Origin of the sequence: Hymenobacter sp. BT559 (assembly GCF_016427535.1) — a bacterium.
In the GTDB taxonomy this organism is placed as follows: Bacteria; Bacteroidota; Bacteroidia; order Cytophagales; family Hymenobacteraceae; genus Hymenobacter.
The window spans coordinates 433,436-447,901 of the sequence record NZ_JAELXV010000001.1 but is presented as its reverse complement, the minus strand read 5'-3'; the positions used below and the strand labels follow the sequence as shown (position 1 = coordinate 447,901).

Here is a 14,466-nt window from a genome sequence, read left to right as displayed (position 1 = left end):
GCCTTCTTTCCCGTCAAGGAAAGAAGGCCTTTTTATTGGGCTTCGACTACCTAGCGCTGGGGCGCTTCGTCGGCCGAGCCACCGTAGATAGCGGGCACCGGAATGTCGAGCAGGCGCAGGTACACGCTCAGCTGGCCACGGTGATGGATGAGGTGGTTGAGCACCATGGTGCGCACCACAGCCGTGCGGGGCAGCGATAGCAACGTTTTGTCGCCGTGCGTGAGGCTCCAGATGTCGTTAAATGCGTCGTCGCTCACATCGGCCAGGGCCTTATGCAGGTTTTCGGCGTTGAGGTCAAAGCGTGCCAGCACGTCGGCCGCGGTGGCGGGGTTGTCAGGCATCTTATTGGCAGCCAGGTCAAATGCCGAGCCTTGCAGCGACAGCTCCAGGAAGCCGATGAGGTTGGCCATGTGGCCCACCAGCGTACCTAGGGTCATGCTTTTGGCGTGGGGCTGCCAGCCAAACTGCTCGGTGGGCACCCGCTCCAGCACGCGGCGCGTGATGGCTAGCTCATGCTTTAGTTCGTGGCCGAGCGCGGTTTGCAAATTGGGTTGAGAAGGATGAATCATGGCGCAAAGGTCGTTGCCAGATACGCTCCTATTTCACCGTTGCCGGCGTGCTCGCTATGGGCGAGGCGGGCGGGGGCGGCAGCGCGGCACCGCCCGCGGGCTCTTCGCGCAGCTTCTTACCGCGCAGGCGCAGCAAGAAAACCAGACCTAAGGCAAAGAAAACGATGAGCGCCAGGATGCTGTAGCGCATCGAGCCAAACCACTGGCTGATAATGCCCCACGTGGCCGTACCGATTACGATACTCAGCTTCTCCGTCACGTCGAAGAAGCTGAAAAAAGCGGCCGTATTCGGCGTGTTTTCGGGAATAATCTTGGAGTAGGTGCTGCGCGACAGGCTTTGGATGGCGCCCATGGTGAGGCCAATAACCGAGGCGAGGGCATAGAAACTCCAGCCGGCCTGCACAAAGTAGCCGGCCACGCAAATGCCCATCCAGATGATGACCGACCACGACAACGCCCGCGTATTGCCAATGGCCTCGGAGAGCTTGGCAAACAGGTAAGCGCCCGCAATGGCCACTACTTGCAACAGCAAGATGGTAATAATGAGGGCGTCGTCGGCCAGGTGCAGCTCGTCGGTTCCGAAGAGCGTGGCCACGTACATCACCGTTTGCACGCCCATGTTGTAGGTGAAGTACGCGAGCAGAAACTTCTTAAGATTGGGTAGCTGCTCGAGCTGCCGCCACACCTTGGCTAGCTCGTGAAAGCCGTTGAGCAGCCAGCCTTTATCGTCGGGGCCGGCCTGGGTACTGCGGCCAGGGTCGGCAGGCAGGGTGAAGAAAGGAATTTGGGCGAAGCCGGCCCACCAGATGCCCGTGAGCAGAAACGAAATCTGCGCGGCTCGCTCGCCCGTGAGCCCTACCTTATCGTGAAACTGATTAATGACCAGGCAAATGACCAGTAGAATAACCGACCCCACGTAGCCCATCGAGAAGCCTTTGGCCGACAGCGAATCAAATTTTTCCTCGCTGCTGATTTCGGGCAGATAAGAATTGTAGAACACGATGCTGCCCGAAAACCCTACCGTGGCCAGAATAAACACGAACGTGGACTCGGTGAGCGTGGCAGGCGTGAAGAAGAATAGCCCGGCGCACGAGGCGGCCCCTAGGTAGCAGAAGATTTGCAGAAACAGCTTCTTGCGCCCCGAGAAGTCGGCCAGCGAGGTCAGAAACGGACTGATGAGCGCAATTAGCAGAAAGGCCGCCGAGATGGCATAGGTGAGCAGCGACGAGCCCGGCACTTGAAACCCGAGGAAATCGACTGGGCTCTGGCCGCTGTCGGTGTGGGTTATCTTTTTGACAACGCTCGACCAGTAAATCGGAAAAATCGAGCTGGTAATCACGAGCGGGTACACCGAGTTGGCCCAGTCGTAGAAGGTCCAGCCGGTGGTGATGCGCTTGTTGTCTTTTTCGACGGCCGGCGCGGCGGTAGCGGTGGGAGTCATGCGTAGAAGGAAATTGGCAGGTGCCAAGATACTAGCGTTTCTTAGGTAGCACAGAGGAACGCTACCGCTGGTTAGCCAGGACCGACGAGCCAGTAAGTTGCTTACTTTCGGCCTTGATGAAGGCGATACACAAGAAATTAACTCGCTGCTGGCTGCTACTGGGCACCGCGCTGCTCCTAGGTACCCCTGCGCGGGCACAAGTGTTGCCCGGGCTGGTGGGCCAGTGGGAAGCCTACGAAATTGGCTTTACCGTGAGCGAAGCGGTGCCCGACTCGGTGCGCGAGCGCCTCAACGACCCACAAACCGCCGACCTCAACCACGGCATTGCTGAGGGTACTGCGCAGCTGCGGGTCGAGTTTCGGGCCGATGGCGGCTACCGGTTCACGGTCATGCGCGGCGAGGAGGTAGTGCAAAACGAGATAGGTTCTTACTCAGTGAGTAAGAACCGCTTGCAGGCCAGCAGCCCCAGCAGCCGCAACGGCTCGTCGTTTGATGGCCATCAAATTCGTAAGCTGAGCCGCCGCGTGCTGGTGCTAGCTTTTCCGGTGGGCGAGGATATGCCGGGCGTGGAAGAAGAGATAGAGTACCGGCGGGTAAAATAGCCTACCCTAGGGCGGCGTACTGCGCTTCGGTATCTACATCGGTGGCGCCAACCTGCCGCTAAGGTTAAACGGAGGCGCCACAATGGTAACCTGTTACTTGTTACTGGTGCTTGCGAAAGCCAGAAATAACTAGCATGAAGAATCTTCGCAAGCCAACTTGGAATATTCAGAAAAGCAGGTAGTAGCTTAGATGCGCTAAAATATTCTTATCCTTCTCTTTCACTGTTCCCTTTTCTGTTATGACCCGTTGGTTACTAGCTGCCAGTTTTTCGTTTTGTTGCTGCCTGGCCAACCGGCCCACACTGGCCCAAACAGCACCGCCGACCTGGCGCTGGGCAACCGGTCAACGTACTCATCCACAAACAGGCCTTGGCACACTAGCTACTGATGCCCAAGGAAATACCTACGCAACCGGTTCTTATATAGATTCCATGCGCCTAGGTCCTCGCACCGTACTGAAGCATCCATTCGGGGGCTATCTTGCCAAGTATAGCCCGACTGGCAGTCTATTGTGGACACGCGAGCTTCTGGGGACTGGCGGCGGCCGCATCCGGCTCGATGCAGCAGGCAATATCTACTTGAGCGGCAATGCCTACGGCAATGCTACCTCGCTACAAGTAGGCGCCTTTAGCATCCCAGTAGTCACTAACTTATCTTGTGGCTATATAGCCAAGCTCGATGCCCAAGGCCAGCCACTCTGGCTCCGTACTGTGGGGGCCAGTGCTACTGGCATCTGTACTGCTGCCGACATGGACCTTGACGCCAGCGGCAACATTTACATGAGCGGGAGACTCACTGGCACGGTAAATTTTGGCAGCTTTGCGCTCTCAACGGGCGGACTTGGCAGTTCGGGGCCTACTGATGCCATTCTGCTCAAGCTAGACCCGCAGGGCACGCCACTATGGGGCCGCCAGGGCGCTCGCACGTCGCTTAATTATTTACCTGCGCTTAGTTTAACTGTATCAGCAGCTGGCGACTCGTATCTCACGGGCAGCACCTCGACCGACACGGGCCCGTTTGCTGGCCTAGCGATGCCGGCTACGGGTGGCTTTTCCGACGTACTACTGGTGAAGTATGATACCCAAGGCACGCCGCAATGGCTGCGGCGCTACCCTACCGCTTCTATTCAGGAAACAGCCCATGCTTACAGCGCGGTACTCGACGGCCTAGGTCGCCTGGTAGTGCCCCTCGAGTTCAAAGGCCACCTCAACCTAGGCAGCCAGATACTTGACGCAGGAGGAGCCGTACGCAATGGGGCCCTTGCTACGTTTGACACAGCTACGGGCAATCTGGTTTGGGTTTCAACCATGCAAAGTCCGGCCTATGCCTTTGGCTACGCTGTAACGACCGATGCTGCCAATAACTCCTGTTTTGTGGGTGAATACAGTTACTCAACCGTTATTGGTGGTCAAACCCTGACTTACGCTAACGGGCGGGCTGGGGTAGTAGCTTGCTTTTCACCTCAGGGAAGCTTACGCTGGGTCAAGCAAACGCCGGATGCGATTCCCTACTTGGTAGCTACTAATGCGGGAGGCCAGCTTAGTGTAGGGGGCAACTACCAGGGGGCACCGACGTTTGATGGCACTGTACTGCCCCAGTACAACTACACGCTTACGCAGAGTAATGGCATGTTTGTGGCACAGTTTGGGACCTTACCCTTGGCGGTTCGCACTGGGCCGACTGCGCAGCCGCTGGCTCTATACCCCAATCCAGCGCATACTGCCACTACCCTACTCTCACTGCCCAGCGGCACACACGTGCAGGTAACTGATGCGCTGGGTCGTACTGTCTACCGGGCTCCTAGTGCTAGCGCGCTTTCCCTAACCGGCCTCGCGCCTGGACTTTACTACGTTCAGGCTACGGCACCAACAGGCCAGCTATGGCGTAGTCAGTTGGCCGTAGAGTAGTCTACAAGTTGTTTCGCTATTTATCAAAAGCCCCTGGCCGCATTGTGAAGCGACCAGGGGCTTTTGATAGAATCATAACCTCATTCATCAGATACGCTACCCTAGGGCGGCGTACTGTGCTTCGGTATCTACATCGGTAGCGCCACCGGGGAAGTCTACCGTAGGCAAGTGGGCATATTGCTGCAATAGCTCCCGTGCGCCAGCCGCCCCGCGCAGCCCCAGCAATTGCGGAAATATCTTGCGGCTAAACAGCGCCGGCACCCCCTGGGTACCGGCATAGGCCGAGGCCACTACGGGCTGCCCGGTGGCCTGAAACTGCACAATCAGCTCGCCAACCACTTCGGGCGTGAGCAGGGGCTGGTCGCAGAGCATCACGACTACGGCATCCACTTTAGCGGCTTCGGCGGCGGTTTCGAGTTCGGCAAGGCCAGCGGCGATGCTGCCGCCCATACCATCGGCCCAGGCATCGTTGCGCACCACGTGGAAGGGCAGGCCGTCGATTTCGGGCAGCAACTCATCGTGCAGAGCGCCGGTCACGAGCACTAGCGGGCGGCAAGGCGAGGCGGTGGCTACCTCGGCAGCGTGGCGCAGCAGCGTGTGGCCCTGGTAAGGCAACAGTTGCTTGGGGCGGGCGAGGCGCGAAGAAGAGCCAGCGGCGAGCAGCAGGAGGCCAACGGTGGCGGTGGGGTCGTGGTGCATGGGGTAATTAGTTGAATGAGTACGAAGCTAGTATTTGGCCTACGCTCTTACGTAAAAACCCCACCCCCGGCCCCTCCCCTCCGGGAGAGGGGAGCTAGACGACTCTAACATTAGAGAACGAAAGGCTCCCCTCTCCCGGAGGGGAGGGGCCGGGGGTGGGGTATTATGGGCAGCGAGACCTAGCTCGCCACGCCTGCCATCATGACCTTTTCGGGCGTGAGGGGCAGGTCGCGCAGGCGCTTGCCGGTGGCGTGGTACACGGCGTTGGCCACGGCGGCGGCCACGCCTACCATCGAGATTTCGCCGATGCCCTTCACGCCCATCGCGTTGATGTAGGGGTCGTGCTCTTCTACAAACTCTACCGTCATATTAGGGATGTCGGCGTTGACAGGCACGTGGTAGTTGGCCAAGTCAGCGTTGGTGTAGCGCGAGTACTTAGCATCGCGCTCGGTGGCTTCCATTAGCACTGAGCCAATGCCGAAAATGGCCCCGCCGATAATCTGGCTGCGGGCGGTTTGGGCGTTCAGGATGCGGCCCGCGCCCATCACGCTCACCCACTTGCTTACCCGAATAATACCTAGGTCCATATCGACCCGCACCTCGCAGAAGTGCGCGCCAAATGAGTGCATGGAGTGCTCGGCGGCCGATTCGGTATTATTGCCAGGGCCGGCCGGGCTAGCAGCGTGCCCGGTTTCGTAGCCCGCGCCGTAGCGGCCCCGGCCCATGCCTTCAATGTCGGTGAGGTCGGCGCGCTTCATCAGGTCGGCGTAGCCTTCGCCTTTCTTGGGGTCTTTCTTCAAGAACAAGCGACCTTTCTCGACGGTCACATCTTCGGGCTTGGCCTTGTAGAGCGGCGACTTTTTATCGCCCACGGCTATCTTGATGAGGCGCTGCCACACATCCTGCGCCGCCATAAACACCGACGACGACACGGTGCCCGCGGCAATGGAGCCACCCGAATTGGGGGCGGTGGGCAGGTTAGTATCACCCAGCTCAAAGCGCACTTTTTCGATGGGCAGGCCCAACGAATCGGCGGCTACCTGGGTCATCACGGTGTAGGTGCCGGTGCCTAGGTCGGTGGCGCCGCTCTGCACCACGGCGTGGCCGTCGGCGTAGAGGCGAGCGCGGGCCGTGCCCTGCGAGCTATGCACGGGGTAGCTGGCCGTAGCCATACCCATGCCCACGAGATAGCGGCCGTCGCGGGTTTGGCCGGCCTTGGGGTTGCGCTTGCTCCAGCCAAACAGCTCGGCGCCGCGGGCGTAGCACTGCTTCAGGCTTTTGCTGCTCCAGGGCTGGCCGGTGCTGTAGTCATGGTCGGCGTGGTTGCGCAACCGGATTTCGATGGGGTCCACGCCGAGGCGGGCGGCAAGGTCGTCCATCGAGCATTCCAGCGCAAACGAGCCCGGTGCTTCGCCGGGCGCGCGCATAAAGGTCGAGGTCATCACATTGGCCCGCGCCATCTCGTAGCTTGCCTCAAAAGTGGGGCAGGCGTAGAGCAGGTTGATAATCTTAGAGTTCGACTCGGCGTACTCGTCCCAGGGCGAAGTCGTAGACTGCTTGGTATGAATGAGCGACGTCAGCTTGCCGTCAGCCGTAGCCCCGAGCTGGAGGGTCTGGCTTTGGTCTTCGCGGTGGCCCATGCTGGTAAACTGCTGCTTACGCGTCAGCATTAGCTGCACCGGCCGGCCTACGGCTTTGGCGGCCTGCACCGTAAGCACGGTGTGCGGCCAGCACGAGCCCTTACAGCCGAAGCCGCCGCCTAGGTACTTCGTAATGACGCGCACCTGCTCGCGGGGCAGGCCGGTCATGGCCACCAGGGTAGTCTGCGTACGCGTCACACCCTGCGTCGATTCGTAGACGGTGAGGCGGTCGGGTGCTTCCCAGTGGGCCGTGGTTGAGCCGGGCTCCATGGGGTTGTGGTGGTAGATGGGGTGCGTGTAGGTGGCCGTGAGCTGAATGGGCGCGCTGGCGAAGGCCGTTTTGGCATCGCCACGCCGCTTGTGGCCATCCACCTTGCCATCCTGCACCTGCGCCGGGTTGAAGAGCTTGGCGCGCGCGTCGTGGAAGTTGGCAATGGGCGACTCGGGCGCGTAGTTCACTTTTACCAGCGTGGCGGCGTAGATGGCGTGGTCGAGCGTATCGGCTACTACCAGGGCCACAGGCTGCCCCGCGTAAAATATCTCGTCGGAGGTGAGGGGCATGAAGCCCATCGGGGCGCTCGTGGCTTTCTTGCCTTCGGGCGAATCGGGCGTTTTGGCGAGCTTGGGCAGGTTTTGGTGCGTGAGCACCGCAATAACACCCAGCTCTTTAGCAGCGGCCGTGGTGTCGATGCTCTGGATTTTGCCCTTGGCAATGGGGCTGGTGGCCAGCACGCCGTAGGTGAGGCCGGGCAACGGAAACTCGGCTGAGTACTTGGCCTTGCCGGTTACTTTTTCGCGGCCCTCGACGCGCACGAGGGGCTTACCGACGAAGCCGCCCGGCTGGTCAAAAAATTGGGGTTCGGATGACATAGTTGATAACTGGCTTAAGCGGCGACTTCTAGCAGCGCCCGCACGATGGTGCGCTGGGCCAGCTCGATTTTGAATTTATTGTGCTCGCGGGGCGAGGCGTCGCGCACGGCCAGGGCCGCGGCGGCGCGGAAAGTGTCTTCCGTAGCGGGCTTACCTACCAAGGCTTTTTCCACGGCGGGCACCCGCCAAGGCACGGTGCCCACGCCACCTAGGGCCACCCGCGCCGAGCGAATGGTGCCGCCCTGCACATCGAGCCCCACGGCCGCGCTCACCAGCGCGTAGGCGTAGCTGGCGCGGTCGCGCACCTTGAGGTAGTGCGACTTGCGGGCGTGCGCAGCGGCCGGAATAGTAATGGCCGTGATGAGCTCGCCGGGCTGCAGTTGGTTTTCGATGTGCGGCGTCTTGCCCGGCAGCTTATAAAAGTCGGCCAGCGGCACGATGCGTGTGGCGCCCTTGGCGTTTTCGAGGGTCAGCTTGGCTTCGAGGGCTACTAGCGCCACGCACAAGTCGGAGGCGTGGGTAGCAATGCAGCTCGTACTACCCCCTAGGATAGCCAGCGTGCGGTTATCGCCGTCTTGGGCGGGGCAGCCCGAGCCGGGCACGCGCTTGTTGCACGGAAAGGCCACATCGCGGAAGTAACCGCAGCGCGTGCGCTGCAACAGGTTGCCGCCCATGCTGGCCATGTTGCGCAGCTGCGGCGAGGCTGAGGCCAGCAGCGACTGCGAAATGACCGGGTAGTTTTGCACCACCAGCGGGTGTTCGCCCACGTCGCTCATGCGCTCAAGCGCGCCGATGCGCAGGCCCGTGGCCGAGTTTTCGACACCTAGGAGCGAAAGTTTATTCAGGTCGACCAGCAGGGAATGCTGCTCGATGTTAGACTTCATCAAGTCGATGAGCGAGGTGCCGCCGCTGATAAAAGCCGCGTGCTTGTCGCTCTGCGTGACGGTGGCAGCTTCTTTAGTAGAAGCGGCCTGAGTATAGGCGAAGTTGTTCATAGTGGGTTAGCCTTTTGCTTGTTGGCCAGCCACTTCGCGCACGGCGGCCAGAATGTTGGGATAAGCGCCGCAACGGCAGATGTTGCCGCTCATCCACTCGCGGCACTGGTCGTCGGAAGTGGCGTGACCCTCCTTCACGCAGGCTACGCCCGACATGATTTGACCCGGCGTGCAGTAGCCGCACTGGAAGCCATCGTGCTTCAAGAACGCTTCCTGCATGGGGTGCAGGTCGTCGCCCTTGGCTAGGCCCTCAATGGTTGTGATTTCCTTGCCCTGGCTCATCACGGCCAGCGTGAGGCAGCTGTTGACCCGGCGGCCATCCACGAGCACCGTGCAGGCGCCGCACTGGCCGTGGTCGCAGCCTTTCTTGGTGCCCGTCAGGTCCAGGTATTCGCGCAGGGCGTCGAGCAGCGTGGTGCGGGGCTCAAGCCGCAGGTTTTTGGCTTGGCCGTTGATACGGAGGCTAACGTTGGTTTGGCCCGAAAGAATGGGGCTGGCCGGGGCCATTTTGTCGGCAATGGCTTCGGCCTGACCGGCGATGGGCGGCACCAGGGCAAAGCTCAGAATGCCGCCGCTCTGCTTGAGGAAAGAGCGGCGCGAGGGGCCAGTCGACGGCGGCGTGCCGGCCGCGTCGGGGGTTTGGTCGTTGGGATAAGACATCAGAAATAGCGCGTGGTGAAGCTGTTTCTAGGTACGCAAAAGCGCCATCTGCCGTTTATCTTTACCCAAGTATTTCTTGCACAAAATCTGCTATATAGCGGCCACTTATAGTGGCTCTTAACAGCCCGCACCCACTCCCCTTCCCTATTTACAGACAGGCGTGTACGCGTCGCTTTCTAAAATACCTCGCCTAGGTTGAAGAAAACGCCATTGGAACCCTCAAGCCCCCAGGCATAGTCCACGGCCAAGTAGGTGCCCACCTTTTTACTCAAACACAGCCGGATGCCGGTGCCGCCCGCTGGGGCCACGCGCCCGTAGCCGGTGCTGGGGTTGCGGGCCGACTGCCCATTCACGAACACCACCCCGCCCAGTACCCGCGAGCGCGTGAGGTTGAAGCGGTATTCCGTTTCGCCATACACCAGGCTCGTACCCCGAAAGCGCCCCTGAATGTAGCCGCGCCCGGTCACGCTGTAGGTGTCCCAGCCGGTGGCGGGCAGGTCGAGGTAGGGCGCCGCCTGGCCCAGGGCAAAGTCGCCGTATAGCCAGAAGGCCAGCACATTGCCAGCCGGCCCTAGTCGAAAATAGCGCCGCGTATCGCCCTGCACAAAGCGGTAGTTGGCATCCGACCCTAGGGCCCGCAAGTTGGTGCGCAGCGCCAGAAACAGGTAGTTCTCGCCCGCGGCCGGGCGCTGGGCATTGGCGCGGCTATCGCGTAGCACCGACGCCACCAGCCCCGACGAAGTCGAGCGCCCTGCCACCCCAATGTCATAGCCCGAAATTCGCGTCAGCGTCTGCCCATCCTGGTTAAGGCTCTGAATGTTCCAGCGCGTATCTAGAAAGTACCCCACCCCTACGTACAGCGGTCCCGTGGCCCCCAGCCGCCGGTAGTAGCTCTGGTGCACCCGCAGCAGGTTGTAGTCCATGGCGATGTAGTCGTCTTCGTGGGCATTGCTGCCAAGGCCGTACGTACGCTGCGGATAGTGCAGCAGGCGGTAGTCGGCCAGCCACAGGCTACGGTTGTGGGCCGTCCAGAGCGGGCCATTCACGGCCAGAATAAGCTGGCGGTTCTGCGTGTAGGTAAGCGTCGTAGAGATGGCCGATAGGTTAGCATCGGGCTGCTGAAAAGCCACGCTCGCCGTCACCGACGCCAGCAGCCGCGCCTCCAGGGTATATGCCACGGCCGGTAGCACTACCAGCGAGCGCGGCTTATGCGCCTTGGCCGAGTCGCTAGCCGGCCTAGGGCGCCTGCGCGGAAACACCTTGTGCACCAAGTCGCCAAAGTCTTCGGTGGGTGCCGGAGCTTGACCCTGAGCAACAAGCGAAGCCACTAGAAGCGCTGCTAGGGCCAGGAGGCGTACAAAATTCATCACCTACGTTCACGCGGGGCGACGGCTGCTACTTGCAGTTCGAAGCCCCTAGGCTGGGGCTAGCCCAATGACTAAGTAAAGGTCGCGCTGCGCGCCCGTACTACCACACCCCGCACGGTCCACTGTAAGCCGAGATTTTGTAGTGCTGCGCAGAGGTTTAGTGCGCTTGCAGCACCGGCGGGCGCACTAGCTCGGGCGCCCGGTCTAGGGCCAGTATCTGCGCCCGGTAGCTGGCCGGCATCAGCGAAGCGCGCGCCCACCTCCCTAGGGCCATGTGCTGCGTGGGCCGGTACAGGGGCAGCACCAGCGGCATCCACGACCAACGCCCTAGCCGCAGCAGCTCGCGCACGCGGGGCGGGGTCACGAAGCGCTGCGCTTGCAGCACCAGCTCGTAGCGAAAGGCCCCTAGGTGGCGCCGGTACTGGCGGTAGAGGTCAGTAGTGTAATCGCTCACCACCAGGTCATTGTCGAGGTGCGCCTGGCGGGCCTGCTGCCACTCGGCGTAGGTACTGGGCACCTCTGGAACGCCCATGCGGTGCCCGAGGCGATAAAACACGTCCACGATTTCCTCCTTTTCGGCGGCCGTTAAGGGCCGTTCTATGGCCTCAAACACGCGAATGGAATAGGCCGTGAGCATAAATAGCACGTCGCGGTAGGCCCAGTCGGGGATGCGCATGCCGCGCTTCTGCTCCACCGCTGCGTGGATGCCCGCGATGGTATCGATGGCTTGCTCGGCCGTTGCCCGCTTGGCGAAGATGATGCGCCGCGCATATTCCACCGTCGAGAACAGGCGACCTAAGGGGTCAGCTGGCAGCTTGCCCGTGAAGTAAAGCCAGTCTACGGCCTTGTTCAGCGCAAACTCAGCCGCCGACCCGGCGAAGATGAACAGCACCGTATCGGCCTTGCCCCAAATGCGACGCACTACCGAATCGGGCTTTACGAAATACTCCATGTAGTTAAAAGCGATGCCACCCTAGGAAAGTGCCAGACACAGGCACATATTAAAAGAACTTTGCACTACAAAGCTACTACAGAAAGCATGATACACGCTTATCAGTCTGGCCTATGCTTGGGCTCCTAGGTATCATTATTTCAGCTCGAGAGCCTTCTATAGCACAGCGCACTACAACTACATAGAATACCTATACCTTGAGGCCCCCCGGTCGTGCTGACAAGACGCGGCCCCAGGGGTGAGGTTTACTACGCTAGGCAGCGCCACTATAAGCCAATAAAAAAGCGCCAGCCGAACTTCGACTGGCGCTTTTATTACTCAATAGCCTCTCTCCTACCGGCTGCCGTTGGTGCTGGCGGGGCGGGCCTGCCGCCCGTCGGGGTTAGGCTTGTTTTCGCGGCGCTCGAGCGGGGTAGCTGGCGCGGGCGCGGCGGTAGTAGCCCCAGCGGCTTGCATGGGGTTCTGCGGCTGGCGGGCATTATTGCCGGCCTGCCCAGCCTGGAACAGCTCGAAGCGCGTGGGCGCCGCTTGGCGCGGGAACGAGTTGTTGCTCAAGTCCGTATCGGCGGTTTGCTGGTAGGGGTCAATCACAAACGACACCACATTCTTGGGCGTGATGATGATTTTGCTTACCTGCTCGTTGTTTTTGCGCCAGATTTCGGCCGGGATGGTCGAAAGCTCCTGCGAGCCGTCGTCGTAGGTCATCTGGATAACCACGGGCATCACTAGGCCGCCCACGTTGCGCAGGCTCAGCTCATAGAAGTTGAGGTTGCCGTTGAGGCGCTGCTGCTGCTGGGGCGTGAGGGTGCTCAGGTACTGGAAGTAGCGCTGCTTGTCGGCCTCAGTCACGGCCAACGGGTCGTAGCTGTTGTAGAAGTCCTTGAGGTCTGGCTTCTCATCTACCACCGTCGATTTGATGTCGGTAGCGTTGCGCTGGGCCGAGATGCTGGGCACTTGGCCCTGGCGCTCGTTCTGCAGCCGGGCGTTCTCTAGACCAGGATTTTTGGTGTTGGGCTTGTAAGCCTTCACAGCATCCAGCGAAATATCTACGCGGTCGGTGGTGTAGAACCAGCCGCGCCAGAACCAGTCGAGGTCCACGGCCGAGGCGTCTTCCATAGTGCGGAAGAAGTCGGCGGGCTCGGGGTGCTTGTAGGCCCAGCGGGTAGCGTAGGTTTTGAAGGCGTGGTCGAACAGCTCGCGGCCCATCACCGTCTCGCGCAGAATATTGAGGGCTGTGGCGGGCTTGCCGTAGGCGTTGTTGCCAAACTGCAGCACCGACTCCGAGTTGGTCATAATCGGGGTTTGCAGGCTCTTATCGGTGCGCATGTAGTCCACCATGTTGCGCGGCTCGCCGCGGCGGCTGGGGTAGTTGCGCTCCCACTCCTGCTCGGTAAGGTACTGGCAGAAGGTGTTGAGGCCCTCGTCCATCCAGGTCCACTGGCGCTCGTCCGAGTTCACAATCATCGGGAAGAAGTTGTGGCCTACTTCGTGGATAATCACCGAAATCATCCCGTATTTCCGGTCGGCCGAGTAGGTACCGTCCTTCTCGGGGCGGCCGCCGTTGAAGCAAATCATCGGGTACTCCATGCCACCTACCGGCCCGTGCACCGAAATGGCCACCGGGTACTCATAGGGGATAGTGAACTTCGAATACGTCTTGATGGTATGGGCTACTACCTCAGTCGAATACTTGCCCCAAAGCGGGTTACCTTCCTTGGGGTAGTAGCTCATGCACAGCACGGGCTTGCCGCTCTGCGTGATTTCCATGGCATCCCAAATGAACTTGCGCGACGAGCACCAGGCAAAGTCACGCACGTTTTTGGCAGCGTAGGTCCAGGTTTTGGTGCCGGTGGCGCGGCTGCTCTCGTTCTTGGTAGCTTCTTCCTGGCTCACGATGAGCACCGGCTTCTTGGCGCCTTTGGCCTGACCTAGGCGCCGCACCTGAGTAGCCGATAGCACCTGCGAGGCATTCTGCAAGGTACCGGTGGCACCGACCACGTGGTCGGCGGGCGCAGTAATGCTCACGCGGTAGTCGCCGAAGGGCAGCGTAAACTCGCCGTTGCCCAGGAACTGCTTGTTCTGCCAGCCCTTAGCATCGGAGTACACGGCCATGCGGGGGTAAAACTGCGCGATTTCGTAGAGGTAGTTTTTGTCCTCCGGGAAATACTCGTAGCCACTGCGCTCGCTGATTTTCAGTTGGTCGTTGATGTTGTAGCTCCACTTCACCCCAAAGCTCACCTTCTGTCCCGGCCGCAGTGGCGTGGGCAGGTCGATGCGCATCATGGTGTGGTTGATGGTGTACTTCAGCGCTTTGCCGGCCGCATCGGTCACAGCCGCAATTTTGTAGCCCCCGTCAAACTCGGCCGTGGTCAGCTGCGCGTCCAAATCCTGAAACCCTAGGCGCCCGCTCGTAATTTGGCCCACCTGCGTGGCGTAGGTTATCGAGTTCTTGGCCAGAATGTTCTGGTCGAGCTGCACCCAGAGATAGGTGAGCACGTCGGGCGACAGGTTGGTGTACGTAATCGTCTCCGAGCCGGTAATAGCCTGCTTTTGGTCGTCGAGGGTAACCTTGATGTTGTAGTCGGCGCGCTGCTGCCAGTATTGGGGGCCGGGCGCGCCGCTGGCCGTGCGGTACGAATTGGGGGTAGGCAGCATCGTTTCGAGCTGCGCAAATTTGTCGGTGCCCGAGTTGGTGTTCTGGGCCCGCAACGCGGTGGGCACCAGCCCCAACGCCAGGCCGCCAGCCAGGAGTAGAGAACGCATG

At 60.6% G+C, this 14,466-nt stretch carries 11 protein-coding genes; 2 read left to right on the top strand and 9 right to left on the bottom strand.

What is annotated here, in order from left to right; genetic code table 11:
* Positions 1-50: 50 nt before the first annotated feature.
* Both JAO77_RS01910 and JAO77_RS01905 read right to left on the bottom strand, forming a co-directional pair.
* Positions 51-569: a DinB family protein gene (locus tag JAO77_RS01910; RefSeq protein WP_198988584.1), complete on the bottom strand. Its 519-nt coding sequence runs from the start codon at positions 567-569 to the stop codon at positions 51-53.
* 28 nt (positions 570-597) lie between these two features.
* Positions 598-2,010, bottom strand: coding sequence for an MFS transporter (locus tag JAO77_RS01905; protein WP_198988583.1), 1,413 nt, complete (start codon positions 2,008-2,010; stop codon positions 598-600).
* 116 nt (positions 2,011-2,126) lie between these two features.
* Between JAO77_RS01905 and JAO77_RS01900 the strand changes: the two genes are divergently transcribed.
* Together JAO77_RS01900 and JAO77_RS01895 are read left to right on the top strand one after the other, a co-directional pair.
* A complete protein-coding gene (locus tag JAO77_RS01900; protein ID WP_198988582.1) occupies positions 2,127-2,612 on the top strand; it encodes a hypothetical protein in 486 nt (161 codons plus the stop codon).
* Positions 2,613-3,043: 431 nt separating this feature from the next.
* Entirely contained in the window at positions 3,044-4,519 is a 1,476-nt protein-coding gene (locus tag JAO77_RS01895) for a T9SS type A sorting domain-containing protein (RefSeq protein ID WP_198988581.1), read from the top strand.
* 96 nt (positions 4,520-4,615) lie between these two features.
* Here the strand turns inward: JAO77_RS01895 and JAO77_RS01890 are convergent, their stop codons facing one another.
* The 7 genes from JAO77_RS01890 to JAO77_RS01860 form a co-directional block, all read right to left on the bottom strand.
* A complete protein-coding gene (locus tag JAO77_RS01890; protein ID WP_198988580.1) occupies positions 4,616-5,218 on the bottom strand; it encodes a nucleotidyltransferase family protein in 603 nt (200 codons plus the stop codon).
* Positions 5,219-5,397: 179 nt separating this feature from the next.
* A complete protein-coding gene (locus tag JAO77_RS01885) occupies positions 5,398-7,728 on the bottom strand; it encodes a xanthine dehydrogenase family protein molybdopterin-binding subunit (RefSeq protein ID WP_198988579.1) in 2,331 nt (776 codons plus the stop codon).
* Positions 7,729-7,742: 14 nt separating this feature from the next.
* Entirely contained in the window at positions 7,743-8,723 is a 981-nt protein-coding gene (locus JAO77_RS01880; protein WP_198988578.1) for an FAD binding domain-containing protein, read from the bottom strand.
* 6 nt (positions 8,724-8,729) lie between these two features.
* Positions 8,730-9,383: a (2Fe-2S)-binding protein gene (locus tag JAO77_RS01875; protein ID WP_198988577.1), complete on the bottom strand. Its 654-nt coding sequence runs from the start codon at positions 9,381-9,383 to the stop codon at positions 8,730-8,732.
* A gap of 176 nt (positions 9,384-9,559) precedes the next feature.
* A complete protein-coding gene (locus JAO77_RS01870; protein WP_198988576.1) occupies positions 9,560-10,750 on the bottom strand; it encodes a BamA/TamA family outer membrane protein in 1,191 nt (396 codons plus the stop codon).
* Positions 10,751-10,907: 157 nt separating this feature from the next.
* Positions 10,908-11,702: an oxygenase MpaB family protein gene (locus JAO77_RS01865; protein WP_198988575.1), complete on the bottom strand. Its 795-nt coding sequence runs from the start codon at positions 11,700-11,702 to the stop codon at positions 10,908-10,910.
* Positions 11,703-12,035: 333 nt separating this feature from the next.
* Positions 12,036-14,465 (bottom strand): M1 family metallopeptidase, encoded by a 2,430-nt coding sequence (locus JAO77_RS01860; protein ID WP_198988574.1) that lies wholly within the window; start codon positions 14,463-14,465, stop codon positions 12,036-12,038.
* Between the last annotated feature and the right edge of the window lies 1 nt (position 14,466).